The sequence below is a fragment of the Leisingera sp. CC-HEC093 genome (assembly GCF_059429195.1).
This window is the reverse complement of record NZ_JCAIJR010000001.1, coordinates 286609-312129: the sequence shown is the minus strand read 5'-3', so window position 1 is coordinate 312129 and position 25521 is coordinate 286609. Positions and strand designations below refer to the sequence as shown.

Here is a 25521-nt window from a genome sequence, read left to right as displayed (position 1 = left end):
GAATGGTTGCAAAGAGAATGCCCGCGGTTCCGGTGAACCGCGGGCATTTTTGATTTCAAGAAGGGGCCTCGGACACACCATGCCTGCCAAGGCTTAGTCAGGCGCGATGCTTTCGAGCATGTCGAGGTCGCCGGACAGCAGCGCCGGTTCGGCGCGGGTGATGAGGTCCGCGGGCCAGTCCCACCATTTCAGTGCCAGCAGGCGGGCGATCTGAGGTTTGGAGAAGCGGTGGCTGTGCACCGCGGCGGGGTTGCCGGTGACAATGGCGTAAGGCGGCACCGTGCCGCGCAACACGGCGCCGGCGCCGATGATGGCGCCGTCCCCGATGCGGGCGCCGGGCAGGATCAGCGCGCCGTAGCCAATCCAGACGTCATTGCCCACGATGGTGTCGCGGGTGTCGGGCTGGAAACCGCCCATCTGGTCCGGGTCGAACACCGGGAAGGGGTAGCAGCTGAGGCCGTCCTGCGCGTGATTGGCCGAGGCGGTGATGAAGCGCACCCCATGGGCGATCTGGCAGAAGCGGCCGATGACCAGGCGTTCGCGGGCGCCGGGGAACAGGTAGGGCGCCAGGTGCTGCGCCCAGTCCTGGGGCGGGTCGAAATCGGAGGCGTAGGAGTAATCGCCCGCCTTGATGTTGGGGTGATCAAGCACCTGGCTGAGCATCACCGTGCCCGCGTGGGGCGTGCCATCGGGCAGGATGATCGGATTACGCTTGCGGGGGTCGGGAAGCGGCATGGCGGGTCTCAGTCGTCGGGGCGGGTCAGAGGGAACAGGTCGCGCACCACCGAGTAGTCCCGGTAGCCGAGACGGGCCAGCGGCTGGAATGCGGTGACGTCGAAGGTGCCGTCGCGCAGGCAGTCGTCGCGCAGGTGCACGCCGGTGACCTCGCCGAACACCACCTTGTTGGCCTCGCCCGGCAGGGTGACGATTTGGGTCAGTTTGCATTCCAGCGCTGCGGGGGCTGCGGCGACGCGGGAGCAGGCGATGGTTTCGCACTCTGCGGCCTCCAGCCCGGCGTGGGCGAATTCATCGACGTCCTTGGGCAGCGCGCCGGAACTGGCGTTCATCGCGTCCCGCAGCGCGTAGGAGACAACGTTGACGCAAAAGACGCCGGTGGCCTCGATGTTGGCGACCGAATCCTTGGTGCCGTCCTGGTCCGGCTTGCTGCTGGTGGAGGCAAACATCACCTGCGGCGGGGTGTAGGCGACGGCATTGAAGAAGGAATAAGGGGCCAGATTGCTGACGCCGTCTGCCGACCGGCTGGAGATCCAGCCGATTGGGCGCGGGGTGACAATGGCGTTGAAGGGATTGTGGGGGAGGCCGTGACCGTCCTCGGGCCGGTAGAACATTTCTGTTTCCTGCTCTGTTCATAGATGTTTGCCCAAGGCTTACGCCCATGCTAGGCCAAACGCCAGCCTGCAGGGAAGAATGCGGAGGCAGGGCGGCGTGATCGAATTGAGGGCAGAGCGGCCGGATGACCGGTGGGAGGTCGAGGCGCTGTATGACCTGTGCTTTGCACCGGGGCGCGAGGCGCTGTCCTCGTACCGCCTGCGCGAGGGTGTTCCGCCGGTTTCGGGCCTGAGCGAAGTGGCCCGCGACAGTGACGGCATTCTGGCAGCGGCAATCCGGTATTGGCCGGTTCTGGTGGGCAGCGCGCCTGTGCTGCTGCTGGGGCCGGTGGCGGTGCACCCGACACGGCAGGGCGAGGGGCTGGGCGGGTCGCTTGTGCGCGACAGTCTGGCCAAGGCCGGGGAAACCGGCTGGGCGCGGGTGATGCTGGTGGGGGATGCGCCCTATTACCAGCGGTTCGGTTTTTCCAAGCTGCAGGGTGTCGAGATGCCGCCGCCGACCAACCCTGAGCGGGTTCTGGGACTGGCGCTGCAGGAGGCTGCCTGGGATGGAATTCAGGGGCAGGTCACCCGCTGGCAGGCTTGAAATTGTGCCCATAGCTGCCGATCTTGAGAGAGCAGAGGAGACGCATGTGGCAGATGTTTTGACAGACGCGCGGGCTTTTACCCCGCAGGAGATTGAGGCCGAGCTGGACGCGCTGGCGCAGCGGCACCGGGCAGCGGGCGGGTTTGGCGTTGATCTGCTGAACCGGCTGGGCGGCAGCGGAGAAAGCCTGCTGGAGCGGCTGCCTGCACCGGTGCGGGCCGGTCTGACGGGGGCCACGGAGACCGCGCTGCGGGTTGCCATGAAGGGCGCCAGCCAGTCGCGCCGCCTGGTGCCGGATCAGAAACCGGGCGTTGACCGGATGGTGAGCGCCGCAATGGGGGCTGCGGGCGGTGTGGCGGGGCTGCCGGGCGCGCTGGTGGAATTGCCGGCGACCACCGCCTTTTTGTTGCGCACCATCCAAGGCGCCGCTGCGGCTGAAGGGTTCGATCCTGAGGCCGAAAGCGTGACTTTCGACTGCATTCAGGTCTTTGCCGCAGCAGGCCCGCTGGCTGCGGATGACGGCGCCGATCTGGGCTTTCTCTCTGCCCGTCTGGGGCTGCCGGGGGGGCTGCACAAGCTGATCGCCCAAGTGGCACCCAAGCTGGGCACGGTGCTGGGGCAGAAACTGGCGGCCCAGGCCGTGCCGATTGCCGGGGCCATGGCCGGGGCGGCGGTAAACTATGTGTTTGCGGGCTATTACCGCGAGATGGCACATGTGCATTTCGGCCTCAGGCGGCTGGCGGTGGAGGCGGATGTGGCGCAGGAGGAGCTGGCTGCGCGGCTGCGGCAGCGGCTGCAGCCTCCGGATGCCGCCCGGTAGCTGCACACTTGACACAGAGACCTCTTGCGCTTGCCGGAGAGGCAGATTTAATCAGCCTTTCCTGCTAAGAGAGTAAGCATGATTCAATACAGCCTCAAATGTGCGGACGGCCACGCGTTCGACAGCTGGTTCCAGTCGGCGGCGGCTTTTGACAAGCTGGCAGCAGCCGGGATGGTGTCCTGTGCGGTCTGCGGCGGCACGCAGGTGACAAAAGCCATCATGGCGCCGCGGGTGCGCCCGGGCCGCAAGGCGGTGTCGGGCGTCGGCGAGCCGGAAACAAAACCGAGGCCGGCGCCGGAGGCCGTGCCGGCGCCTGTACCGGCAGCTGCACCTGCGCCTGCTGCCTCAGGACCGGGAATGCTGAGCCGCCCGTCGGGCGAAGTGGAAAAAGCGCTGGCGGAGCTGCGGAAAAAGATAGAGAAAAACTCTGACTATGTCGGAGACAGTTTCGTGCGGGAAGCGCGCGCGATGCATCTGGGCGAGGCGCCGGAGCGGGCGATCCACGGCGAGGCCAGGCTGGAAGATGCGCGGGAGCTGATTGAGGAGGGCGTGCCGGTGATGCCGCTGCCGTTCCGTCCCGGTCGTAAATCAAATTGAAGGGCAGGGCAGAATGCATGCAGTTGTAACGGGAACCAGCCGCGGCATCGGCAAGGAGCTGGTGAAGCAGCTGCGGGAGGCGGGCCACGAGGTGACGGGCACCTCGCGCGATCATTCCTCGGGCGTCAAGCTGGATGTGTCCGATCCTGGCCAGCAGGCGCGTTTTGCGGCCCAGATCCGGAACCGGCCTGTGGATCTGCTGGTGTGCAATGCCGGCGTTTACATCGACAAGGCGATGGGGCTGGATGACTATTCGGCCGAGGTCTGGGCCAAAACCCTGGCGGCCAATGTGACTGGCGTGTTCCTGACGGTGCAGGCGATGCTGCCGAACCTGCGGCTGGCGGAAAACCCCAAGATTGCCATCCTGTCGTCGCAGATGGCCAGCCACACCCGGGCGCCGGGCGGCAGCTATGCCTACCGGGCATCCAAGGCGGCGGCGCTTAACATCGGGCGCAACCTTGCCACGGATCTGCAGCCGGAGGGGATTGCGGTGGGCATCTATCATCCCGGCTGGGTGCAGACCGACATGGGCGGCTGCGACGGTGATATCACGGTGCAGGAGTCGGTGGCCGGGCTGATCAACGAATTCGAAGTCCTGACCCTGGACACGACCGGCTGCTTCCATACTTGGGATGGCCGTATCCAGCCTTATTGACCACCGGCGGCCAGGGCTGAAACCGGGCTTTCCCGCGCCCGCGCCGCCGGGGCTGTGACCACCAAAAAAGCCGGCGCAGAACCTGCGCCGGCTTTCTTTGTTACACGGCCTGCCGGGCTTCCGCCAGGCCGGCTCCATCACTCCCAGCAGCTGACCAGGACGGTCATGCCGGAGGCCAGCCGGGTCATCGCGGCGTTGGGCAGGCTGCCGGAGGCCGCGGGCTGTGCCGCAGGGGTCACCCCGGCGGCGTTCAGCGCGGTGCGGAGCGCGTCGGCGTTGACGGCAAAGCTGACGTCTTCGGGCAGCTGCTGGCCGCCGGTTTGCCGCGGCAGCAGCATTCCCAGAACCGCGCCGGTTGCATCCATTACCGGGCCACCGGCATCGCCGGGCTGTGCCGTCAGCTCCAGCCGTGCAACATCGGTGTTGCCGTCCAGGCTTTTGACATCGGCGATCTTGCCCCAGGTGAGGCTCGGGGCGCCGAGCACGCCCGCATAGGAAAAGCCGGACACGGCGACCTCTGACTGCAATCGCGGCGAGGCGGTGCTGAGACCGGCCACTGCCGCAGGCGCCAGCGCCTCCGCGGGTTTCAGGATGGCGATGCCCCCGGCAGTGTCATTGGCTGCCACTTCGGCCTGATAGCCGTGGTCCAGAGTGATCCGGCTGCAGCCGGCCACCACATCGGAAGTGGTCAGCACGCTGCCTTTGCCGTCCACGAAGAAACCGGAGCGCGAGAGTTTGGGCTTGCGGATCTCCAGACCGGAAACGAGGTCGACGCTTTGCACCGCGTCACCGCCGGCGGCCGGGTCCAGCACCCCGTCGAGGCGGGTGACGCTGGCCTGCATTGCGGCCAGAACGCGGGTGCGGCGCTCTTCGTCACCGGCGGGCCAGACCAGGATGAAGCCTTTGACTTCGCCGTTTTTCAGGCTGGCCTGTGCGAAGGAGGCGATCTTGCTGTTGCGGCCTTCGATGGTGAAGCTGCTGCTGCCGCGCTCGCGCGGGCCTTCCAGCGGCATGATTTCCAGCGTTTGCAGGATGTCATAGAGGCCGAACAGGGTGCGCTTGTCGCCGGGCTGGCTGATCAGCAGCACCTGGGCGCCGGTATCCCCCTTGCCGGTGTAATGGGCAAAGGGCGATTCATAGCGGTCAAAGGCCACTTCACCGGCAGGGATTTGCAGCGCGATGCCTGCCTTGGCGTCCTCCACCCGGGCCATGCCGGCAGAGATCAGCGGAGCGTTGTATTCATCCATCAGCACCTGGCGCTGGGCAGTGGTCAGCACGCCGGTCGGCTCAAAGCCGCGGGCGGCCTGCCAGTCGCTCATCGAGGCGCGGGTGCCGCGGCCGAAGGCGCCGTCGATGCCGGAGCTGTAAAAGCCCGCGGCCTTCAGCGCGATCTGCAGATGCATCCGCTCTTCGCGGCTGAGCGTGCTTTCGCTGCGCCGTGCCTGAGCCGGGGTTTCATCAGGCAGGGTAGATTGCAGAGCCGCCTGCTGCTGGGGTTCCGGCTCCTGCGCTGCAGGTTCGGCCGGAGCGGGTGCCGGGGCCGGTTCTGCAGGCTGTGCCGCATTTGCCGCGACCGGGTAGAACTGGCTGCGCAGGTTGCGGCGGAAGGCGATGAAGCTGTCGCGCGGGATTTGGTTCTCAGCGCGGTAGACCTGCAGAACGCGCTCGGCGTCCTCGCGGGCGTAGGGGCCCAGAACCACACCGTACCAGCCGCCGCCAAGCGCATAGCCGGACACGTCGGGCAGGCGGGCGGCATAGCCGCGGGCCTCGTTCTCTGCCTCGCGCAGGGAGGAGCGGGCGGCGATCTGTATCCAGACCGAATCCCGGCTGCTTTGCGCCGACACAGGCGCCGTGAACGCAATGGCCAGCGCAATCAGCGGCAGCGCCAGTGCGGCAAACAGTTTTTTCATTGTCAGGGCCTCGTATCCCGGAAGTACTCTTATTCTTTGTTGCGGAGATTAAGCATTTTGAGACGCCAAAGGGAACTCCTCATGGCAGGGGGAATTCCCGGCCCGTTGCCGCAATCCCGCACTTTTGTTGCCGATGCGCTGCGTGCAGCGGGCCGCAGCGCGGACGCAAGCGCCCGCAGGGCGTTGACCCTGCCATAAGCCTTGCATAGGAAGATCCCCGCAATTGCTGCCTGAGCTGCCCCCAAAGGCCAGTGACCCCAAAAGGGATGAGAGATGACCCAGACCAACGGCGCGCCGCGCTCCTTCCAAGAGATTATCCTGAGGCTCCAGAATTACTGGGCCGCCAAGGGCTGCGCGGTGATGCAGCCTTATGATATGGAAGTCGGCGCCGGCACCTTCCACCCGGCGACCACGCTGCGCTCGCTGGGGACCAAGGCCTGGGCCGCGGCCTATGTGCAGCCCTCGCGCCGCCCGACCGACGGGCGTTACGGCGAGAACCCGAACCGGCTGCAGCATTACTACCAGTACCAGGTGCTGATCAAACCGAGCCCGCCGAACCTGCAGGAGCTGTATCTGGGCAGCCTTGAAGCGATCGGCGTCGATATGGCGATGCACGACATCCGCTTTGTCGAGGACGACTGGGAAAGCCCGACGCTGGGCGCCTGGGGGCTTGGCTGGGAGGTCTGGTGCGACGGTATGGAAGTTTCGCAGTTCACCTATTTCCAGCAGGTCGGCGGCCACGACTGCCATCCCGTGTCCGGTGAGCTGACCTATGGCCTGGAGCGTCTGGCGATGTATGTGCTGGGCGTCGATCACGTGATGGACATGCCGTACAACGATCCGGATGCGCTGATCCCGCTGACCTATGGCGATGTGTTCAAGCAGACCGAAGAAGAATACGCCCGCTGGAACTTTGACGTGGCCAATACCGAGGTGCTGCTGCGCCATTTCGAGGAAGCCGAGGCCGAATGCGCCGCGATCCTGGCTGAGGAGCATCAGGACCCGAAGACCGGCAAGCGCATCATTATGGCGCATCCGGCATACGACCAGTGCATCAAGGCCAGCCACATCTTCAACCTGCTGGATGCCCGCGGGGTGATCTCGGTCACTGAGCGACAGGCCTATATCGGCCGCGTCCGGGCGCTGGCTAAGCAATGCGCCGACGCATTCGTGCTGACCGAGGCCGGCGGGTATTCGGCTGAGACCGCGGCCTGAACAGGGGACGGCACGTTATGGGGAAATTCCTTGCCTTGATCCTGATCGTCTCCGGCCTCGCCGCCGGGGGGGCGATGTATTACCTGCAGGTCTATGGCTTTTATGATGAGGTCGCGCTGCAGCCGGGCCGCGACGTGGTGCTGGTGCCGCTGGATGGCGGCGAGGGGCAGCCGATTGCCTACTCGGATTTCGAGGCGATTGACGCTGACAGCTCCCCCATCCGCTACCGCGCCTGTTTCACCACCAAGGTGTCGCCGGATGAGCTGGCGCAGGTCTTTACCCTGTCGGACAAGACTGAACCGCGCAATGCGCCGGACTGGTTCGAGTGCTTCGATGCCGCCGCCATCGGTGCCCAGCTGGGCGACGGCTCTGCCAAGTCGTTCCTGTCGGTCAAGAACATCTCCTATGGTGTCGACCGCATTGTTGCCGTCACCGAGCAGGGCCGCGGCTATGTCTGGCATGAGCTGAATGACTGCGGTCAGAAAGCTTATGACGGCACCGTGGTGGGGGAGAAATGCCCGCCCCGTCCAGAAGCCGGACAGGCAGACGAATGACGTGCCGCATTGATCCCGTCCTTTCCAATTTTTCCGCTGCGCCCGCCCGCGCGGCCACGCCCGAGGATATCTGATGCCCGATCTGCTGATTGAACTGTTTTCCGAGGAAATCCCGGCGCGCATGCAGGCGCGTGCGGCTGAGGACCTGAAAAAGCGCATGACCGACGGCCTGGTCGAGGCGGGCCTGACCTATGCCGGTGCCGCGGCGCTGTCGACGCCGCGCCGCCTGACCCTGGCGGTGGACGGCCTGCTGGCAGAAAGCCCGACCATCCGCGAAGAGCGCAAAGGCCCCAAGGTCGGCGCGCCGGACAAGGCGATTGAGGGCTTCCTGCGCGGCGCGGGCCTGACCCGTGACCAGCTGGAGGAGCGCGATACCCCCAAGGGTGCGGTGTATTTCGCTATGATCGAAAAGCCGGGGCGCCCGGCAGCCGAAATCATTGCCGAAGTGCTGGAAGACACCATCCGCAACTTCCCCTGGCCGAAATCCATGCGCTGGGGCGCAGGGTCCCTGCGCTGGGTGCGGCCCTTGCATTCGATCCTGTGCATCCTGTCGGATGAGGCAGGTGCGAGCGTGGTGGATCTGGACATCGATGGCATCAAGTCCGGCAATACCACCCGCGGCCACCGGTTCATGGCGCCGGAAGAGATCACCGTCACCGGCTTTGACGACTATGCCGCCAAGCTGAAGCGCGCGCATGTGGTGCTGGACGCCCGCGAACGGGCGGAGGCGATCTGGCAGGAGGCCACCAATCAGGCCTTTGCCAGCGGGCTGGACGTGGTCGAGGACAAGGGCCTGCTGGCCGAAGTCGCCGGTCTGGTCGAATGGCCGGTGGTGCTGATGGGTGCCATTGACGCCGAATTTCTGGAACTGCCGCCGGAGGTGCTGCAGACCAGTATGCGCGAGCACCAGAAGTTCTTCTCGGTGAAGAACCCCAAGACCGGCCGCATCGAGAAATTCATCACCGTCGCCAACCGCGAGACCGCGGACAATGGCGCGACGATCCTGGCGGGCAACCAAAAGGTGCTGTCGGCGCGTCTGGCGGATGCCAAGTTCTTCTGGGAGAACGACCTGCGCACGGCGAAGTCCGAGGCCGGCATGAGCGCCTGGGTGGAGAACCTCGGCAACGTGACCTTCCACAACAAGCTGGGCACCCAGGCGGCGCGGATAGACCGCATCGCCGCGCTGGCGCGGGAGATCGCGCCGGTGGTGGGCGCCGATGCGGATCTGGCAGAGCAGGCGGCGCGGGTGGCGAAGGCCGACCTAAGCTCGGAAATGGTCTATGAATTCCCGGAGCTGCAAGGCCTGATGGGCCGCTACTACGCCGAGGCTGCGGGCCTGCCCTCGGCCGTCGCCAACGCCTGCGAGCAGCACTACTCGCCGCTGGGGCCGGGCGATGATGTGCCGTCGGAGCCGGTGTCGGTTGCCGTGGCGCTGGCCGACAAGCTGGACACGCTGACCGGGTTCTGGGCGATTGATGAAAAGCCCACCGGGTCGAAAGACCCCTATGCCCTGCGCCGCGCCGCGCTGGGGGTGATCCGGCTGGTGCTGGAGAATGATGCTGGTTTCAAGTTGCAGCGTGCAATGGAAACTTCTCGTTTCAACTTGGCACAACAGCTGTTTGAAAATGCGAATGCAATCTATTGCGCGAACACCTACCTCGATGAACCCAGAGAGAATTCACTCGTTAGGTTAAATCTTAGCAGCGAATTGTTATCTGAATACAAGAGTTTGATCTTTGTAAGCCTGGAGGATGCGGACGTTGAGCGTGTGTATGAGTTCAATGACCTCCCAGGGTACTCGCATGATCAAATCCGAGGGATGATCAATTGTGGTGGAGAGCAAATTGCCAACCTCCTCTCCTTCTTCCACGACCGCCTCAAGGTGTTCCTGCGCGACCAGGGCATCCGCCATGACGTGATTGACGCCTGCATCGCCATGGCGGGCAACGACGACCTGACCCTCTTGGTGAAACGCGCCCGGGCGCTGGAGGACTTCCTGAAAACCGAAGATGGCACCAACCTGCTGCAGGGTTTCAAGCGCGCCAACAACATCCTCAGCCAGGCTGAGGAAAAGGACGGCGTTGAATACTCCTATGGCGCCGACCGCAAGTTTGCCGAGGACGACGCGGAAACCGCGCTGTTCGACGCGCTGGAGGCCGGCGGGGCGGCGATCTCTCCGGCCATCGAGGCCGAAGATTTCGCGGCTGCCATGCGGGGCATGGCCGACCTGCGCGCGCCCATCGATGCGTTCTTTGAGGCGGTGCAGGTCAATGCGGAAAACGATATCGTCCGCCGCAACCGCCTGAACCTGCTGGGCCAGATCCGTCAGGTCTGCGGCCAGGTGGCGGATCTTACCAAGGTCGAAGGCTGAGAGAGCCAAACGCTCTTTCATCTTTCCAAAAGTACTCGCCCCGCAGGGACCGGCCTTACCGCGAGGGAAGGCCGGTTTTCCGTATCTGCGCCCGGCTTATCCCTCATCGCGCTGTTACAAGACCCTTGCGCCATCGCGTCTTCCCCTTATGGTGACTTTCAAAGGAGACGTGCTGCAGTGCAGAAAGATTTCGAACAGACCCCGCCGGCCTCGCTGATCACTCCGACTGCGCCGATTGCCACCGCGACCCATGGCGGGCGGGCGAAATGCCTGCAGCGGCTGGAGCGGCTGGACCTGCCGGTGCCGCGCACGGTGGCGCTGTCTTTTGATGCGGTGCACGCCATTGCCGAAGGGCAGATGCCGGACCTGAACGGGGTGCTGGCCGAATTCGATCCGGAATCGCTGCTGTGCGTGCGCCCGTCTTCGGAAGATCCCGATTGGGGCGGGCCGGGGGCGATCCTGAACATCGGCATGAACGATGCGCGCTATGTTGATCTGTGCGACAGCCTGGGACGGGAGGCCGCGGCGGCGCTGTATCTGCGGTTCGTGCAGTCCTATGCGGTGCATGTGGCGCGGCTGGATCCGGATGTGTTCGACGATGTCGAGGACGGCGGCCCGGATGCGCTGACCGATATTCTGCATGCCTATGAGGCCGAAACGGACGAGCATTTCCCGCAAGACCCGGGTGAGCAGCTGGCGGCGGTCCTGCGCTCTATGGCGCGGGCCTGGGAGGGCACCTCGGCACGGCTTCTGCGCCAAGCCAAGGGCGCGCCGGCCGATGCGGGTCTGGGCCTGGTGGTGCAGGAAATGATCCCCGGTGTGGGGCAGGGCGAATGCGGATCGGGCGTGCTGCAACTGGTGAATTCCACCACCGGCATGCCGCAGCTGACCGGCCGCTACCTGAGCCAGAGCCAGGGCCGCGATGCGCTGGGGGCGGGGGCCGGGGCGCTGTATCTGGGAAAAGATGAACGCGGGCTGTCGCTGGAGGAGCTGGCGCCGGAAGCCTTTGCTGATCTGAAATCCCACGCAGCACTGATGCGCCGGAAGCTGCGCGAGGAAATGCAGCTGGAATTTGTCGTGGAGAACGGCCGGGTGCATATTCTGGACGGGGTGCGGGTGACGCGCAGTGCTCAGGCTGCGGTTCGGATCGCGGTGGCGCTGGCCGAGGATGGCGTGATCCCCCAGGAGGAGGCGCTGATCCGGGTCGATGCGCATATTCTGAATGAACTTTTGCACCGTCAGGTGGCACCGGACGCCGAACGCGACGTGATCGGGCGGGGCATTGCCGCCAGCCCCGGTGCGGCCACCGGCAAACTGGTGTTCACTGCTGCCGGCGCGCAGGCCAGCGCTGCCCGCGGCGAGGCCTGCATTCTGGTGCGCCGGGAAACCTCGCCCGAGGATGTGCGGGGCATGCATGCGGCTGCCGGCGTGCTGACCGAGAAGGGCGGCATGACCAGCCACGCGGCGGTGATCGGCCGCGGCCTGGGGCTGCCGTGCATCGTTGGCGCCTCCAACATGAAGTTCCACAGCAAGCGCAAGATGCTGGAGGCCGCAGATGGCCGGGTGTTCAATGCGGGCGACATTATCACCATCGACGGCAGCAGCGGCCAGGTGCTGGCAGGCCAGCCTCAGATGCTGGAAGCCGCTGAGGACGGCGCGCTTCTGACCTTGCTGGCCTGGGCCGACGAGGCCCGGGATATCGGTATCCGTGCCAATGCGGATACGCCGGAAGATGCTGAAATGGCGCGTAAATTCAATGCGCAAGGCATCGGGCTGTGCCGGACGGAGCATATGTTCTTTGAACCCGGGCGGCTGACCGTGATGCGCGAGATGATCTTTGCCGAGACGCCCTCAGGCCGGGCGGCGGTGCTGGAGCGCCTTCTGCCGATGCAGCGCGACGACTTCCGGGAGCTGTTCCGGATTATGGAGGGGATGCCTGTCTGCATCCGCCTGTTCGACCCGCCGCTGCATGAGTTCCTGCCTGCCACCAAGACCGGCCAGCGCGAGCTGTCGGAGGCCTTGGGCATTCCGGTCAGCGATGTGACCCGGCGCGTGGAAGAGATGGACGAGTACAACCCGATGCTGGGCCTGCGCGGGGTGCGGCTGGGCGTGACGGTGCCGGAAATCTATGACATGCAGGCGCGCGCCATCTTTGAAGCCACGCTTGAGGCGTCGCAGGAAGGTGAACCGGTGGTGCCGGAAATCATGATCCCGCTGGTGTCGGCCAAGCGCGAGGTGGAGCTGGTCAAGGCCCGCATCGATGCGGTGGCCGCTGCCGTGAAATCAGAGCGCGGCGAGGATTTCACCTACCGGCTGGGGGTGATGGTGGAAACGCCGCGTGCGGCGCTGCGGGCCGGGGAGATTTCACCGCATACGGCGTTCCTCAGCTTTGGCACCAATGACCTGACGCAGATGACCTATGGGCTGTCGCGCGACGATGCCGGGCGGTTCATGTCGGAATATGTGAACCAGGGCGTTTTTCCCGAAGATCCGTTCCATGTTCTGGACACTGACGGGGTCGGCGAACTGCTGAAACTGGGGGTCCAGCGGGGCCGGGCGGAGAACGGCGGCATTACGCTTTCGATCTGCGGCGAGCATGGCGGCAACCCCGAATCGATTGCATTTTGCCGCGACGCGGGCTTTGACTATGTTTCGTGCTCGCCATTCCGTGTGCCCGTTGCGCGGTTAGCCGCCGCTCAGCTGGCGATTGGCGGCAAAATTGGCCAGGTTGCGCCAACTTACACAAAATATTAGGAAAAATCAGGATACCCAGCCGCCGGAAGCGGCTGCGGGCCTGCACTTGCGTTAACCATGCTGTCGCACTCGCGGGGGGCAAGCTGGACGTCCGGGGCCAATTCCATTAAGGGATGCGACCGCATGTGGCCGGGAAAACCGGTTGCAAGCTGCTAGGACGGGGGAACCCTGAATGAAATTGTTGACTATGATTGCCGTGATGGCTGCCACCATCACGATGGGTAAAAGTGTTGCTGCCGAAACCGGCCTGGATGCGCTGATCGAGCGTGAACAGGCGAGTCTTAACGCGGTGCCTGCGCGGAAGTTCAGCGGATTTTTCGGATTCCGCTCCAATCCGTTCAAGAGCCGGAAGACCGGCACGCAACCGGTGGAGTATTCAAAGGCCTGGCTGGATTCCCAGCCCAAAGCCGCCGGTGGCGAGCAGTTCGCCTGCCTGGCGGAGGCGCTGTACTTCGAGGCGCGGGGTGAGACCGTCAAGGGCCAGTTTGCGGTTGCTGAGGTGATCCTGAACCGGGTTAGGAGCGCGCAGTTCCCGAACACGCCTTGCGGGGTGATCAACCAGGGGACCGGGCGCAAATACCAGTGCCAGTTCACTTACACCTGCGACGGCCACAAGGAAGTGATCCGCGAGAAGAAAGCGTATCAGCGGGTGGCCAAGGTGGCGCGCGCGGCGATGGACGGGCTGAAGTCCGAGCTGACGGAAGGAGCAACCTACTATCACACCACCGCGGTGCGCCCGCGCTGGAGCCGGACCTTTACAAACACCACGCGCATCGGCGTGCATCTGTTCTACCGCGACGATCGCTACCAGACTGCGATGAGCAACTGATGGCTTGAAGGCGGCATCCCGGTGCCGCTTTCTGCTACTGGCATGGCGTATGCGGGACTGTTAAGAAGCCGCCGAAAGTCTATTGTTGGGACCCACACCTGACACAGCCAGCCAAAGGCCCGTTTCCCATGTCCTCTGAAATCCGCCTAGCCTTTGCGCATCCGTCCGAACGTTCGATGGCCACAGCCGCACCGGGCCCGCTGGACCGTATTTCCCTGCGGGACCACACCGTCGAGGTGGAAATCGGTGCGTTTCAGGCTGAGCGCGGCACCACCCAGCGGATCTGCTTCAACGTGGTGGTCGAAGTGGCGCCGCTGCCCAAGGACCTGGATGACGACGTCGACCGCATCCTGTCTTATGACAAGGTGACCGAGGCCATCGCGCATGAGCTGGCGGCGGAGCGGCTGAACCTGCTGGAGACCCTGGCGGAACGCGTGGCCGAACGGATCCTGCTGGAGCACCAGGCGGTGCGCGCCTTTGTGCGGATTGAAAAACTGGACCGCGGCCCCGGCGCGCTTGGCGTCGAGGTGGTGCGCTCTAAGGATCAGATCAGCCATTTGGCGGAAGAACAGGACCGGCCGCATCCGCGGCTGATGTATCTGTCCAACGAAGCCATCGAAAACGTTAATCTGACCGGCTGGATCGACCAGATGGAATGCCGCAAGCGGCCGCTGATACTGTGTGTCGGAACCCACCCGCTGGCGGTGCCGACGACGGGGCACAAATGGACTCAGCGCCGGATCGATCTGCTGGCAATTGAACAAAACGCGTGGCGTCTTGCGGCCAAGGATGACCGCTGCGTGGTGGTCTCGACGCGCACCGAACTGGACTGGGCGATGAAGAACGGCCAGATCTGCGTCTGGGCGCCCTCCAAGATCGTGCTGGATGCGGTGGACGGGCCATCGGCGCCGCCTTCGAACTCGGTTGCGCTGGCCGCCTGGTTCGCGGCGGCACTTCAGGCCGGTGAGATGATTGTGCTTGGCGGCGATTTGCCGGATAATCCCGGTGTCCCCCTGAGGGGCGTCAGCGTGGAGCAAGCACAACTGTGATTTATTACCGGCCGTTGGTTCAGCACGGAGAAGCGCGTCCCGAAGGCGCGCTCCCGCTGGCAGGCAGCGCCCTGTGGTTTACCGAGGTGGAAATTCTCAGCCGCGAGGCGCCGCCGCGGATCGCGCCCGCCGGGCTGGTGCCCGAGGCTGAACGCCGCCGGCTGAGCGCGCGCCGTGCCTCGATCGCCGGGCTGGATATGACCCAGCCGCAGATCATGGGCATTCTGAACGTGACCCCGGACAGTTTCTCGGATGGCGGCAGGCATGCGGGCGTGGAGGCGGGCAAGGCCGCAGCGCTGCAAATGGCGGCGGAGGGCGCGACCATCATCGACGTGGGCGGCGAATCCACCCGCCCCGGCGCCGAAGAGGTTGACGAAGCCGAAGAAATTGACCGCACCGCGCCGGTAATCGAAGCAATCCGCACCGAAAGCGCGGTGCCGGTTTCGATCGACACCCGCAAGGCCAATGTCGGGATGGAAGCGCTGGAAGCGGGGGCGAACCTGCTGAACGATGTGTCCGGCTTCACCTTTGATCCGGCACTGGCGCCGCTCGCGGCGCAGGCCAGCGTTCCGGTCTGCATCATGCATGCGCTGGGCGACCCGGCGACCATGCAGGATGATCCCAAATACGCAAACGTGCTGCTGGACGTTTATGATTTTCTGGACGCGCAGATCGACCGGCTGGAAGCCATCGGTGTGGTGCGTGAGCAGATCGTGATTGATCCGGGGATCGGCTTCGGCAAGACGCAGGAGCACAACCTGACGCTCTTGCGCAATCTCAGCCTGTTCCACGGGCTTGGCTGCCCTATCTTGCTGGGAGTGTCCCGCAAGGGGTTCATCGGCAAGATCGGCGGGGAGCCGCGCGCTGATGCCCGCGCGCCGGGTTCAATTGCGGTGGGGCTTGCAGCGCTGGCGCAAGGCGTGCAATTCCTGCGGGTGCATGACGTGGCTGAAACGGTGCAGGCCCTGCGCCTTTGGCAGGCCGTGCGGTAAGGCCTTTTGGCAGGAAAAGCATAATGCGGAAACTCTTTGGTACCGATGGCGTGCGCGGCACCGCCAATATTCATCCCATGACCGCCGAAATGGCGCTGCGCATCGGCGCTGCTGTCGGATGCTATTTCCGGCGCGACGGCACTGGGGTGCATCGGGTGGTGATCGGCAAGGACACGCGTTTGTCGGGCTATATGTTCGAAAACGCGCTGACGGCGGGGCTGACGTCGACCGGCATGAATGTGCTGCTGCTTGGCCCGGTGCCCACTCCTGCGGTGGGGCTGATGACCCGTTCTATGCGGGCGGATCTGGGGGTGATGATCTCAGCCAGCCACAACCCGTCCGAGGACAACGGCATCAAGTTTTTCGGCCCGGACGGGTTCAAGCTGTCGGACAGTGCCGAACTGGAAATCGAAGCACTGGTTGAGGCCGGCGTCGAGCCGGCAGAGGCCGCGGGTATCGGCCGCGCCAAGCGGATCGACGATGCCCGTTTCCGCTATGGCGAGCGGGTCAAGAGCTCTTTGCCGCGCAACCTTGGCCTCAATGGGCTGAAAGTGGTGATCGACTGCGCCAATGGCGCAGCACACCGGACCGCGCCTGAGGTCCTGTGGGAGCTGGGCGCCGAAGTCATTCCGGTTGGGGTGGCGCCGGACGGGCTGAACATCAACCGCGGCTGCGGTTCCACCCATCCGCAGGCGGCGGCCGAAGCGGTTGTGGCCCACGGCGCCCATGTGGGGATTTGCCTGGATGGCGATGCGGACCGGGTGATCCTGATTGACGAGACCGGCACGGTGGCCGATGGCGACCAGCTGATGGCCCTGCTGGCCAGCCGCTGGGCAGAAGAGGGCCTGCTGTCCGGCGGTGCGCTGGTTGCGACGGTGATGTCGAACCTCGGGCTGGAGCGTTTTCTGGAGGGCAAGGGCCTGGGACTGGAGCGCACCGCAGTCGGCGACCGCTATGTGGTTGAGCGGATGCGCGAGGGCGGTTTCAATCTGGGCGGCGAGCAGTCCGGCCATATCGTGATGAGTGATTACGCCACCACCGGAGACGGCCTGATGGCTGGCCTGCATTTCCTGGCCGCGATGGTGCAGTCCGGCAAAAAGGCGTCAGAGCTGGCGCATCAGTTTGAGACCGTGCCGCAGCGCCTGCGCAATGTGCGGTTCCAGGCGGGGCAGGCGCCGCTGGAGAATGACCGGGTGCAAGACGCGATTTCCGCGGCAGAGAAGATGCTGGACGGTCAGGGGCGGCTCTTGATCCGCAAATCCGGCACCGAGCCGCTGGTGCGGGTGATGGCAGAAAGCGAAGATGCCGGGCTGATGACGCTGGCAGTCGACAGTGTGGTTGCCGCTGTTGAGGCCGCTGTCGCAGAATAGGGCGGGGGTGTTCAGCCCCCTTTGTTGAACAGGCGGCTGAGCCTGCCGAACTGGCTGAGGCCGAGGCCGCCCAGGATCATCGCCATCGCAAGCAGCATCGAGGGCGGCAGCTCCTCGCCCAGGAAGATGGCGCCCAGCACCACTGCCCAGACCGGCACCTGGTAATTGGTGAGGGTCATGAAAGTGGGGCCTGCCTCGCGCACCACGATGACGCGCAGCAGGTTGGCGGCGGCTGTCGGGATCAGGCCGAGGATGGCGGCAATCAGAAGCGTCTGTGTGTCCGGCATCACCGGCGGGCCTTCGGTTGCCCAGGCGGCCGGGAAGATGATGAAGCAGCCGATCACCAGCAGGACAGCGGCCAGCCCCACGGGGTCCACCGGCGGCAGGCGGCGGGTCAGGATCGAACTGACCGAGTAGCAGGCCGCCGCTGACAGGCAGGCGGCTCGGCCGTAGGATTCCAGTTCCGCACCGCTGGTTTCAAACGCTTTGCTGCCGATCAGCAGTGCGACACCGGCAAAACCGATGCAAAAGCCGATCAGGCGGCGCAGGGTCATCTGCTCACCCGGCACAAAGACATGTGCCAGCGGCAGGACCATCAGAGGGATCGCCGCCATGCTGACCCCGGTAAAGCCGGAGGAGACATGCTGCTGTCCCCAGGAGATCAGCATGAAGGGCAGGGCGGTGCTGAGGATGCCGATGATCACCAGCGATGGCCAGTTGGTCTCTGATGTGAACAGCTTGAACCCGCGCCAGCCCCACACCGCGCACAGCAGCAGCGCGGCAAAGCCGATCCGACTGGCAGCCAGCCAAAAGGGGGTGATCCCGTCCAGCGCCAGCTTGATCAGCAGAAAGGTCGCGCCCCAGACAAAGCCCAGCGTGGCAATCATCAGCCAGTAGCGCGGGGCGATATCGGGCATGGCTTTCTCCTGCTGTCTTCCGCGCGACAAGACCCCGCCGTGCGGGCGGGGTCAATGGCAATTGCTTTGTTATCTATCGAAGTGTTTGGCCTTTACACCATGGCGCGCGGGCGGCGGCCGCGGCTGAGCAGGAGGCCGCCGAGGATCAGCGCAAGCGCGGCAAACAGCTGCGGCGGCAGGGTTTCCCCCAGAAGGGCTGCGCCGAAGATCACCGACCAGACCGGCACCTGGTAGTTCACGGTAGACAGGAACGCAGGGCCTGCGCTGCGGGCAACCTGCACCAGCAGCACCTGGGCCAGCGCCGTCGGCAAGAGGCCCAGGTAAATGACGGCGCCCAGTGGCATGGCGGCGGGCAGGTCCGGGACGCCCTCAGCCCAGAGCGCCGCCGGGGTCATCATGGCAGCACCGCAGAGGAGCGCCGCGGCGGAGAGCGACAGCATGTTCACCTGCGGGCAAAGCCGGGTGATGATTGAGCCGATGGCATAACACAGCGAGGCACCAAGACAGGCGAGGCGGGCCAGCGATTCAAAATCCGTTCCGGCAGAGCGGAAGGCGTCGAGACCGATCAGTATGACAACGCCGGCAAAGCCGATCAGGAAACTGATGGTGCGGCGCAGTGTCATATGCTCGCCCGGCACCAGCAGATGCGCGAGCGGCAGCACAAACAGTGGCACCACTGCCATGCAAACCCCGGCAAAGCCGCTGGCCACATAGGTTTGCCCCCAGCTGAGCAAAGTGAAGGGCAGCGCGTTGGTGAAGAAGCCCATGCCAATGGCGCAAGCCCAGATGATCCGGCCATCGCGCGAGCGCAGGGGCGGTAGACCGATGCCCATCGCATAGACCACGCTTAAGAGGCACAGCGCGCCGATAGAGATCCGAAGGGCTGCAATGGTCATCGGCGGGAAGCCCCGCAGCGCCAGCGACACCGCCATGAAGGAGGCGCCCCAGATCACGCCGAGAAACAGAAGCTTGGCCCAATTGGCAGCGCCGGGTGACTCTGGCATGGCGGAACCTCAATGAAATAAACGAAAAAAGGGCGCCCCAAAACCGGAGCGCCCTGCAAAGGTAAGGTCAGCGGAGGGTTCCGCGGGCGCCTTAGTTCTTCTCTTTGTCGACCATCTTGCCGGCCGAGATCCACGGCATCATGCCGCGCAGCTTGGCGCCGGTTTCCTCGATCAGGTGCTCGTCGTTGGCACGGCGGGACGCTTTCAGGGTCGGCTGGCCAACCTGGTTTTCCAGCATGAAGTCGCGCACGAATTTGCCCTGCTGGATGTCTTCCAGAACCGCTTTCATGCGGGCCTTGGTTTCGTCGTACTTCAGGATGCGCGGTCCGGTGACGTACTGGCCGTATTCGGCGGTGTTGGAGATCGAGTAGTCCATGTTGGCGATGCCGCCTTCATAGATCAGGTCCACGATCAGCTTCACTTCGTGCAAGCATTCGAAGTAGGCCATCTCCGGGGCATAGCCGGCTTCGACCAGGGTCTCAAAGCCGCAGCGGATCAGCTCAACCAGGCCGCCGCAGAGAACTGCCTGCTCGCCGAACAGGTCGGTTTCGCATTCTTCGCGGAAGTTGGTTTCGATGATGCCCGAGCGGCCGCCGCCGATGGCGGAGCAGTAGGACAAGCCGGTTTCCAGCGCTTTGCCGGTGGCGTCGGTGTGAACCGCAACCAGGCAGGGCACGCCGCCGCCTTTGGTGTATTCGCCGCGCACGGTGTGGCCCGGGCCCTTGGGTGCCATCATGATGACGTCGACGCCTTCTTTCGGCTCGATCAGGCCGAAGTGCACGTTCAGGCCGTGCGCAAAGGCGATTGCTGCGCCCGGCTTGATGTTGTCGTGGACGTATTTCTTGTAGGTCTCAGCCTGCAGTTCGTCGGGCATGGTGAACATGATCACGTCACACCAGGCGGCCGCTTCTGCGATGCCCATTACTGCCAAGCCTTCGCCTTCGGCCTTCTTGGCGGAGGGGGAGCCTTCGCGCAGAGCAACGACAAGGTTCTTGGCGCCCGAGTCGCGCAGGTTCAGCGCGTGGGCGTGGCCCTGGGAGCCATAGCCCAGGATGGCCACTTTCTTGTCCTTGATCAGGTTCACATCGCAATCGCGGTCGTAATAAACGCGCATGATCCACGTCCTTTCGTTTGGTGTTTGATGGCATCATAGGCATGTGGGCGGCGAACGCGATTGCTGTTGTGCATGAATTTCGCATTTTCTTTGCGGTAGTCATTCGTTGTTTTGCCTGATAGTGAAGAAATCATGCTTGATGATCTCGACCGGCGCATTCTGCGCTATATGCAAAGCGACCCGGAGCAATCGATTCCGGATCTGGCCGAACGGCTGGGGCTTACCGCCTCGCGTCTGTCGCGGCGGCTGGAGAAGCTGCGCGAGGCGCGCGTGATCCTGGGCCAGCGGGCGGTGATCGACTGGCGCGCCTTGGGGTATGAGGTGGAGGTGTCGCTGCGGGTGACGCTGGACAAGACCAACCCGCGCGCCTTTGATGAGTTCATCGAGGCCGCCCGCGGCATTGCCGAGGTGATCGAGATCCAGACCTTTCTGGGCCAGGTCGACGTGCGGCTTTCGGTGATTGCGCGGGATATGCCGCATTATCAGCAGATCTACCGCGCCGCCATTTTGAACCTGCCGCATATCACCGACATCGAGGCCCTGATGCATGTGGCGCGGATCAAGTCGGACGAGGTGCTGCCGGTATGAGTGCGCTGGATGATCTGGATTTTGCCATCCTGCGGGCGCTGTCGGAGGATGCGACCTTGTCGGCAGGCGCCTTAGGGCGGCAGCTGGGCCTCAGCCAGCCTGCCACCTGGCGGCGGATCAAGCGGCTGCAGGAGGCGGGGATTATCGCCGGGCGCAAGCTGGAACTGGACAAGGAAAAGCTGGGGTTTGGCGTCACTGTCTTTCTGGGCGTCAAACTGGCCACCAAGGGGCGGGTGTCCTTGGAGGATTTCGAGCGCGCGGTCTCTGCCATTCCCGAGGTGCAGACGGTGGAACATGTGCTGGGCATGTATGACTACCGCCTGCGGGTGACGGCGCGGGACATTTCCGACTTTGAGCGCGTCTTGCGGCGGCGGGTGATGACCTTGCCGGGGGTGGGGAATGTTGAGGCCAATGTGCTCTTGAGTGAGGAGCGCAGGCCGGGGCCGCTGGGGTGACGGTGCGCAATTGTTGCCGATCAGAAACCCGCTTGGCGCAAAACCGGGTGTTTTCTGTCGTGCTTGGGCTGTCTTTTCCGCTGAGTTTCGCCAGTATCATCCTTCGGAGAACGGCGGCAGCACTGTATGCCAAGGTAGGCTTTGCCAAAGCCTGCGGCACCGGCTAGCCGTTAGTCAAAGGAATACAAGGGAGGCCCAGATGGCACTGCTCGACACCGTGGACCCGCAGGGTCTGGATGAATTCTCGGTGGTTTTCACCGACCGCTCGCTCAATCATATGTCCAAGACCTTTCAGACCGTGATGCTGGACATCAATGCGATGCTGAAAGAGGTCTATAATGCCGAAGCGGTGGCGCTGGTGCCGGGCGGCGGCACCTATGCGATGGAGGCGGTGGCGCGCCAGTTTGCCCGCGGCGCAAATGCGCTGGTGGTGCGGAACGGCTGGTTCTCCTACCGCTGGAGCCAGATTTTCGAGGCGGGTGGATTTACCGCGTCCTCGACAGTGATGAAGGCGCGCCGCACCGGCAATGAGAGTGCCTCGCCGTTTGAGCCTGCGCCGATTGCGGATGTGGTGGCCGCGATTCATGAGCAGAAACCGGACATCGTCTTTGCCCCGCATGTGGAAACCGCCGCGGGCGTGATCCTGCCGGATGATTACGTGACTGCGATGGCCGCGGCCGCGCATGAGGTCGGCGCACTGATGGTGCTGGATTGCATCGCGTCGGGCTGTGCCTGGGTCGACATGAAGGCGACCGGTGTGGATGTGCTGATCTCCGCTCCGCAAAAGGGCTGGAGCGCCTCGCCCTCCGCAGGTCTGGTGATGTTCTCAGACCGTGCGCTGGCCCGGCTGGAGGAGACCACTTCGGACAGCTTTGCCATCAACCTGAAGCAATGGCGCACGATTATGAAGGCCTATGAGGACGGCGGCCACGCCTATCATGCTACCATGCCTACGGACGCGCTGAAGGCGTTCCGCGATACCATGCTGGAGACCAAGGAATACGGGTTCGGCAAACTGCGCGATGCGCAATGGGCGCTGGGCAATGGCGTGCGGATGATGCTCAAGGAAAAGGGCATCACCTCGGTTGCCGCCGACGGATTTGGCGCGCCGGGGGTGGTGGTGAGCTATACCAGCGACCCGGACGTGCAGAACGGTAAGAAGTTTCTGGCGCTGGGCACTCAGATTGCCGCGGGCGTGCCGCTGCAGTGCGATGAGCCTGCGGATTTCCGCACCTTCCGGCTGGGGCTGTTCGGTCTCGACAAGCTCTATGATGTGGATGCCACCATTGCGCGGCTGCAATCGGTCGTGGATCAGGTGCTTTAGCGCAAGATCCGGATTGGGCTGCGCAAGGGAATATTGCTTGTGCCGCCCAGCCCATGCCGCAGGGTGAGCCAGATCACCCCGAGGCTGATTGCCAGCCAAACCCCGCCCCACAGCATAGTTGCGCCGCCGAACTCCTCAGCCATCATCCGCGCGTCGGAGCGCAGGTAAGACCGTGCGATGGTGTCGTCCCAGATGTCGAGCGGCGCGTAGATCATGCTGCTGACCCCGATCACCCGCAGGATCATGTCGTTGATGTTGAGGCTGAGGTAGCGCGAAGCCGCCAGCATCAGTGCGCCGGTGGCGAGGGTGAAGCCAAGTGCAAACAGATCCCGGACATAGAAGACTGCCACCGCCAGCGTGACGGCGCCGAAGAGGGCAAGAACCTTCCTGTCCCAGTCGGTGCGAAGGGCGATCACAAACAGGGCAGCGCCGATCAGCAGGGATCCGGTGTAGCCTGCGGACAGCGTCAGGAACCGGCTGCCGCCGCGCGAGACAACCATACCACCCTCATACGGGTCGATGGTAAGGCTGACCACATCACCGCCGGTGAGCAGGGTGGCGGTTGCATGCGACAGCTCGTGCAGAAATACGGTCAGAATCCGCAAGGGCAGCAGCGCCGGGGTTTGCCAAAGGGCAGCAATTGCCAGGGTCAGGCAGAGGAGCTGCCAGTGGCCTTTGACGAAGCGTCCGGCAGCCCGCATGTTACTTGGTACCCATCATTTAACACCCAGGCCCATCTGCATCAGCGTCTTGCGCACCGGCGCCAGGGAATAGAGCGCGTTGAGCCCAAATGCGCGCAGGTCCCGCAATGGGCGGGGCGCCAGCATCGAGGTTCGGTTCAAGAGGTCGATGCCCTTTACGCGCAACAGGATCTCGTTGTGGCGGGCCTTGTGGTAGGCGGCCAGCATCTGCGCATCGCCCAGGCCTTCGGGGCGGGCCTCGGCCAGCTCCAGAAGGCTGCGCAGATCACCCAAGGACATATTGAGGCCTTGCGCGCCGATTGGCGGCACCACATGGGCGGCTTCGGCCATCAGTGCCAGCCGTTCGCCATTCAGCCGCTCTGCCGACTGGCTGATGATCGGCCAGATGGTGCGGCGCGAGGCCAGTTTCAGATCGCCGAACAATCCGCAGCTGCGTTCGGTCATTGCGGCCTCAAAGGCTGCGGGCTCCAGGTTCAAGAGTTCCTGTGCCTTGGGGCCGCGCTCCATCCAGACAATCGCGGAGGAGTGCTGGCCCTGGTAGTCGGGCAGCGGCACCAGCGTGAAGGGGCCGCCGGAGCGGTGGATCTCGGTCGAGACATTGTCATGCGGCACCGGGTGGGTGACGGCAAAGGCCAGCGCTTTTTGCCCGTAGCGGGTGGTTTTCACCGGAATGCCCGCGGCCTGGCGCATGGGGGAGTTGCGGCCGTCGCAGGCCACCACCAGTTTCGCGGTCACCTGGCTGCCGTCGCTGAGGCTGACGCGTGCTTCATTGGTGCGGGTGAACAGCCCGGCGGTGCCGGTGCCAAAGCGCAGGTCCGCGTTCGGCAGTTCCGCCAGCCGGTCAATCATCTCGCGGCGCAGCAGCCAGTTGGGCAGGTTCCAGCCAAAGGGCTGGTCGGAGATGTCTGCGGCGTTGAAGTCCTTGACCAACCGCGGCTCGGGCCGGGTGCCGCCGGCATCGACGATGCGCATGATCTGCAAGGGGGCGGCGTGGTCTGCCAGCCGTGCCCAGATCCCGCAGCGCTGCAGCAGCGCCTGGGCCGGTTGCAGGAAGGCCGTAGTGCGCAGGTCAGAGCCTTCGGCGTCGCGTTCGGTGACCGGCGGGGCCGGGTCGGCGCAGATCACGCTGAAGCCGCTGGAGGCAAAAGCGGCGGCTGCGGTCAGCCCCGCAATACCGCCGCCGGAAATCAGGATGTCGCAGGTCTCGGCCATGGTCTCAGCCCTCCGTTGTTGCCCTGAAATAGGCCCTGACGGAGGGGGAAGACAAGCGGCAACCTGCCGTGCGGGGATTTAGCCGCGGGTGATGGCAAGCAGAGTGAGGAACATCACTGGCACCATGCAAAGCGCCGGAAGGTAAAGCCCCGGAATGCCAAACAGCATGATCGAGCAGCCCCAAAGGCTGACAAAGGTTGCCAGGGCGTACCCGAGGTTCTCTTCCGGGCCGTAAGCGACCTCCTTGATCATCCGTCCCAGCAGCGGCACGGCAAACAGGATGCGCTGCGACAGGGGCAGGCGGGCGGGAAGGGTATAAGCGCTCATCGGTCGGTCTCTTGTGCTAGGGTTCGCGGCGCATATAGGCAGGAAAAGATGCGGCAAACAGGTATATTTTGCCGCAGTTGCAAAGATTTGCCGGAATGCCGTTGTACACATTCTGCAATGCGGCAAAAAGCGGCCGTTTGCGCCCTGTGCAGGGGACAGAAATCAGCTCAGAGCGGCTAGAAAGCCCGCCAGATCATCTGAGTGGTGGTGGATATGGGCGGCCTTGACCGGCTTTGGCGCCACATGCACCGTGCGCATGCCCATCTCATGCGGGGCCGCCAGATTGCGCGCGTCATCCTCGAACATTGCGGCCCGCTGCGGGGTGATGCCTGCACGGGAAAACACCCGGTCAAAGGCGCGGCGTTCCGGCTTCGGGTGGTAATCGGCGTGTTCGACGCCGTAGACGTCATCAAACAGCCCCGATAGACCGCGCGCGGCAAGCACCCGTTGTGCATATGGGGCAGAGCCGTTGGTATAGACGATCTTCTTGCCCGGAAGATTTTGGATGGCGGCAGCGAGCGGCGCGTCCTCATCCAGGTGGTCCATCGAAATGTCGTGCACCGCCACCAGGTAGGGCTCCGGGTCCAGGTCATGTTCCCGCATCAGCCCGGCCAGGGTTGTGCCATGCTCGCGCCAGTAGTGGCTGCGCAGGCGGTCGGCCTCAACCTGATCCACCTTGAGTGCATCCATCACATAGGCTGTCATCTTGACCTCGATCTGGTCAAACAGCCGCGCGGACGGGTGGTAAAGGGTGTTGTCGAGATCGAACACCCATTGGCGGACATGGGAAAAGGAATGCTTGGGCATGATGCCGGAGTAGGACGGTGC

At 64.3% G+C, this 25521-nt stretch carries 24 protein-coding genes and 2 pseudogenes; 16 read left to right on the top strand and 10 right to left on the bottom strand.

The window, feature by feature from the left end:
• Positions 1-93: 93 nt before the first annotated feature.
• Positions 94-735 (bottom strand): CatB-related O-acetyltransferase, encoded by a 642-nt coding sequence (locus AC5STB_RS01560; protein WP_495441221.1) that lies wholly within the window; start codon positions 733-735, stop codon positions 94-96.
• An 8-nt stretch (positions 736-743) separates the two neighbouring features.
• On the bottom strand, positions 744-1349 hold the full coding sequence (locus AC5STB_RS01555; protein WP_495441220.1) for a flavin reductase family protein: 606 nt from the start codon (positions 1347-1349) through the stop codon (positions 744-746).
• 79 nt (positions 1350-1428) lie between these two features.
• On the opposite strand from AC5STB_RS01555, the gene AC5STB_RS01550 reads away from it, so the two are divergent.
• The 4 genes from AC5STB_RS01550 to AC5STB_RS01535 all read left to right on the top strand — a co-directional run bounded on the left by AC5STB_RS01550 (position 1429) and on the right by AC5STB_RS01535 (position 4007).
• A complete protein-coding gene (locus AC5STB_RS01550; RefSeq protein ID WP_495441219.1) occupies positions 1429-1935 on the top strand; it encodes a GNAT family N-acetyltransferase in 507 nt (168 codons plus the stop codon).
• Positions 1936-1981: 46 nt separating this feature from the next.
• On the top strand, positions 1982-2755 hold the full coding sequence (locus AC5STB_RS01545; RefSeq protein WP_495441218.1) for an EcsC family protein: 774 nt from the start codon (positions 1982-1984) through the stop codon (positions 2753-2755).
• Positions 2756-2833: 78 nt separating this feature from the next.
• A complete protein-coding gene (locus tag AC5STB_RS01540) occupies positions 2834-3352 on the top strand; it encodes a DUF1178 family protein (RefSeq protein ID WP_495441217.1) in 519 nt (172 codons plus the stop codon).
• Positions 3353-3365: 13 nt separating this feature from the next.
• Positions 3366-4007, top strand: a complete 642-nt coding sequence (locus AC5STB_RS01535) for an SDR family oxidoreductase (protein ID WP_495441216.1) — start codon at positions 3366-3368, stop codon at positions 4005-4007.
• A gap of 137 nt (positions 4008-4144) precedes the next feature.
• Here the strand turns inward: AC5STB_RS01535 and AC5STB_RS01530 are convergent, their stop codons facing one another.
• Positions 4145-5917, bottom strand: a complete 1773-nt coding sequence (locus AC5STB_RS01530) for a trypsin-like peptidase domain-containing protein (RefSeq protein WP_495441215.1) — start codon at positions 5915-5917, stop codon at positions 4145-4147.
• 273 nt (positions 5918-6190) lie between these two features.
• On the opposite strand from AC5STB_RS01530, the gene AC5STB_RS01525 reads away from it, so the two are divergent.
• The 9 genes and pseudogenes from AC5STB_RS01525 (at position 6191) to glmM (ending at position 17051) form a co-directional block, all read left to right on the top strand.
• The gene (locus AC5STB_RS01525; protein WP_495441214.1) at positions 6191-7132 is read left to right on the top strand and encodes a glycine--tRNA ligase subunit alpha; all 942 of its coding nucleotides are present in this window, start codon (positions 6191-6193) and stop codon (positions 7130-7132) included.
• A gap of 17 nt (positions 7133-7149) precedes the next feature.
• Positions 7150-7686 (top strand): DUF6446 family protein, encoded by a 537-nt coding sequence (locus AC5STB_RS01520; RefSeq protein ID WP_495441213.1) that lies wholly within the window; start codon positions 7150-7152, stop codon positions 7684-7686.
• Positions 7687-7759: 73 nt separating this feature from the next.
• Positions 7760-9559, top strand: a pseudogene (glyS, locus tag AC5STB_RS01515) (glycine--tRNA ligase subunit beta); the annotation flags it as partial.
• A pseudogene (locus AC5STB_RS01510) lies at positions 9536-10057 on the top strand (DALR anticodon-binding domain-containing protein); the annotation flags it as partial. The pseudogenes glyS and AC5STB_RS01510, both read left to right, overlap by 24 nt.
• A 177-nt stretch (positions 10058-10234) precedes the next feature.
• Entirely contained in the window at positions 10235-12811 is a 2577-nt protein-coding gene (locus AC5STB_RS01505; RefSeq protein WP_495441212.1) for a putative PEP-binding protein, read from the top strand.
• Between the two features lie 172 nt (positions 12812-12983).
• Positions 12984-13640: a cell wall hydrolase gene (locus tag AC5STB_RS01500; protein WP_495441211.1), complete on the top strand. Its 657-nt coding sequence runs from the start codon at positions 12984-12986 to the stop codon at positions 13638-13640.
• A 128-nt stretch (positions 13641-13768) separates the two neighbouring features.
• Positions 13769-14689, top strand: a complete 921-nt coding sequence (locus AC5STB_RS01495; RefSeq protein ID WP_495441210.1) for a dihydroneopterin aldolase — start codon at positions 13769-13771, stop codon at positions 14687-14689.
• Complete coding sequence (folP, locus tag AC5STB_RS01490) at positions 14686-15681, top strand: dihydropteroate synthase (RefSeq protein WP_495441209.1); 996 nt, start codon at positions 14686-14688, stop codon at positions 15679-15681. The genes AC5STB_RS01495 and folP overlap by 4 nt, the downstream gene beginning before the upstream one ends.
• A 23-nt stretch (positions 15682-15704) precedes the next feature.
• Entirely contained in the window at positions 15705-17051 is a 1347-nt protein-coding gene (gene glmM / locus AC5STB_RS01485; RefSeq protein ID WP_495441208.1) for a phosphoglucosamine mutase, read from the top strand.
• A gap of 11 nt (positions 17052-17062) precedes the next feature.
• On the opposite strand, the gene AC5STB_RS01480 is transcribed toward glmM, so the two are convergent.
• From AC5STB_RS01480 to ilvC, 3 genes are all read right to left on the bottom strand, one after another.
• Positions 17063-17968 (bottom strand): DMT family transporter, encoded by a 906-nt coding sequence (locus tag AC5STB_RS01480; RefSeq protein ID WP_495441207.1) that lies wholly within the window; start codon positions 17966-17968, stop codon positions 17063-17065.
• A 92-nt stretch (positions 17969-18060) separates the two neighbouring features.
• On the bottom strand, positions 18061-18972 hold the full coding sequence (locus AC5STB_RS01475; RefSeq protein ID WP_495441206.1) for a DMT family transporter: 912 nt from the start codon (positions 18970-18972) through the stop codon (positions 18061-18063).
• A 91-nt stretch (positions 18973-19063) separates the two neighbouring features.
• Positions 19064-20086, bottom strand: a complete 1023-nt coding sequence (gene ilvC / locus AC5STB_RS01470) for a ketol-acid reductoisomerase (protein ID WP_495441205.1) — start codon at positions 20084-20086, stop codon at positions 19064-19066.
• A gap of 132 nt (positions 20087-20218) precedes the next feature.
• Here ilvC and AC5STB_RS01465 point away from each other — a divergent pair, with 132 nt between their 5' ends.
• The 3 genes from AC5STB_RS01465 to AC5STB_RS01455 all read left to right on the top strand — a co-directional run bounded on the left by AC5STB_RS01465 (position 20219) and on the right by AC5STB_RS01455 (position 22453).
• On the top strand, positions 20219-20674 hold the full coding sequence (locus tag AC5STB_RS01465) for an Lrp/AsnC family transcriptional regulator (protein WP_174145420.1): 456 nt from the start codon (positions 20219-20221) through the stop codon (positions 20672-20674).
• On the top strand, positions 20671-21129 hold the full coding sequence (locus AC5STB_RS01460; protein ID WP_495441204.1) for an Lrp/AsnC family transcriptional regulator: 459 nt from the start codon (positions 20671-20673) through the stop codon (positions 21127-21129). Before AC5STB_RS01465 ends, AC5STB_RS01460 begins: the two co-directional genes overlap by 4 nt.
• A 199-nt stretch (positions 21130-21328) precedes the next feature.
• Positions 21329-22453, top strand: coding sequence for an aminotransferase class V-fold PLP-dependent enzyme (locus AC5STB_RS01455; RefSeq protein WP_495441203.1), 1125 nt, complete (start codon positions 21329-21331; stop codon positions 22451-22453).
• Here the strand turns inward: AC5STB_RS01455 and AC5STB_RS01450 are convergent.
• The 4 genes from AC5STB_RS01450 to AC5STB_RS01435 form a co-directional block, all read right to left on the bottom strand.
• Entirely contained in the window at positions 22450-23154 is a 705-nt protein-coding gene (locus AC5STB_RS01450; protein ID WP_495441202.1) for a M50 family metallopeptidase, read from the bottom strand. The two genes, AC5STB_RS01455 and AC5STB_RS01450, sit on opposite strands and share 4 nt — an antisense overlap.
• Before the next feature lie 15 nt (positions 23155-23169).
• Positions 23170-24366, bottom strand: coding sequence for a UbiH/UbiF family hydroxylase (locus tag AC5STB_RS01445; protein WP_495441201.1), 1197 nt, complete (start codon positions 24364-24366; stop codon positions 23170-23172).
• 78 nt (positions 24367-24444) lie between these two features.
• Positions 24445-24693, bottom strand: coding sequence for a hypothetical protein (locus AC5STB_RS01440; protein WP_495441200.1), 249 nt, complete (start codon positions 24691-24693; stop codon positions 24445-24447).
• Positions 24694-24855: 162 nt separating this feature from the next.
• Positions 24856-25500 carry a pyrimidine 5'-nucleotidase gene (locus tag AC5STB_RS01435; RefSeq protein ID WP_495441199.1) on the bottom strand — a complete coding sequence of 215 codons (645 nt, stop codon included), beginning with the start codon at positions 25498-25500 and terminating at the stop codon, positions 24856-24858.
• Positions 25501-25521: the final 21 nt, after the last annotated feature.

Bases quoted from the DNA above. Each gene is read 5' to 3' on its own strand.
- AC5STB_RS01560 (WP_495441221.1), bottom strand. From the start codon at position 735: ATGCCGCTTCCCGACCCCCGCAAGCGTAATCCGATCATCCTGCCCGAT.
- AC5STB_RS01555 (WP_495441220.1), bottom strand. From the start codon at position 1,349: ATGTTCTACCGGCCCGAGGACGGTCACGGCCTCCCCCACAATCCCTTC.
- AC5STB_RS01550 (WP_495441219.1), top strand. From the start codon at position 1,429: ATGCGGAGGCAGGGCGGCGTGATCGAATTGAGGGCAGAGCGGCCGGAT.
- AC5STB_RS01540 (WP_495441217.1), top strand. From the start codon at position 2,834: ATGATTCAATACAGCCTCAAATGTGCGGACGGCCACGCGTTCGACAGC.
- AC5STB_RS01535 (WP_495441216.1), top strand. From the start codon at position 3,366: ATGCATGCAGTTGTAACGGGAACCAGCCGCGGCATCGGCAAGGAGCTG.
- AC5STB_RS01530 (WP_495441215.1), bottom strand. From the start codon at position 5,917: ATGAAAAAACTGTTTGCCGCACTGGCGCTGCCGCTGATTGCGCTGGCC.
- AC5STB_RS01525 (WP_495441214.1), top strand. From the start codon at position 6,191: ATGACCCAGACCAACGGCGCGCCGCGCTCCTTCCAAGAGATTATCCTG.
- AC5STB_RS01520 (WP_495441213.1), top strand. From the start codon at position 7,150: ATGGGGAAATTCCTTGCCTTGATCCTGATCGTCTCCGGCCTCGCCGCC.
- AC5STB_RS01500 (WP_495441211.1), top strand. From the start codon at position 12,984: ATGAAATTGTTGACTATGATTGCCGTGATGGCTGCCACCATCACGATG.
- AC5STB_RS01495 (WP_495441210.1), top strand. From the start codon at position 13,769: ATGTCCTCTGAAATCCGCCTAGCCTTTGCGCATCCGTCCGAACGTTCG.
- glmM (WP_495441208.1), top strand. From the start codon at position 15,705: ATGCGGAAACTCTTTGGTACCGATGGCGTGCGCGGCACCGCCAATATT.
- AC5STB_RS01480 (WP_495441207.1), bottom strand. From the start codon at position 17,968: ATGCCCGATATCGCCCCGCGCTACTGGCTGATGATTGCCACGCTGGGC.
- AC5STB_RS01475 (WP_495441206.1), bottom strand. From the start codon at position 18,972: ATGCCAGAGTCACCCGGCGCTGCCAATTGGGCCAAGCTTCTGTTTCTC.
- ilvC (WP_495441205.1), bottom strand. From the start codon at position 20,086: ATGCGCGTTTATTACGACCGCGATTGCGATGTGAACCTGATCAAGGAC.
- AC5STB_RS01465 (WP_174145420.1), top strand. From the start codon at position 20,219: ATGCTTGATGATCTCGACCGGCGCATTCTGCGCTATATGCAAAGCGAC.
- AC5STB_RS01460 (WP_495441204.1), top strand. From the start codon at position 20,671: ATGAGTGCGCTGGATGATCTGGATTTTGCCATCCTGCGGGCGCTGTCG.
- AC5STB_RS01455 (WP_495441203.1), top strand. From the start codon at position 21,329: ATGGCACTGCTCGACACCGTGGACCCGCAGGGTCTGGATGAATTCTCG.
- AC5STB_RS01450 (WP_495441202.1), bottom strand. From the start codon at position 23,154: ATGCGGGCTGCCGGACGCTTCGTCAAAGGCCACTGGCAGCTCCTCTGC.
- AC5STB_RS01445 (WP_495441201.1), bottom strand. From the start codon at position 24,366: ATGGCCGAGACCTGCGACATCCTGATTTCCGGCGGCGGTATTGCGGGG.
- AC5STB_RS01440 (WP_495441200.1), bottom strand. From the start codon at position 24,693: ATGAGCGCTTATACCCTTCCCGCCCGCCTGCCCCTGTCGCAGCGCATC.
- AC5STB_RS01435 (WP_495441199.1), bottom strand. From the start codon at position 25,500: ATGCCCAAGCATTCCTTTTCCCATGTCCGCCAATGGGTGTTCGATCTC.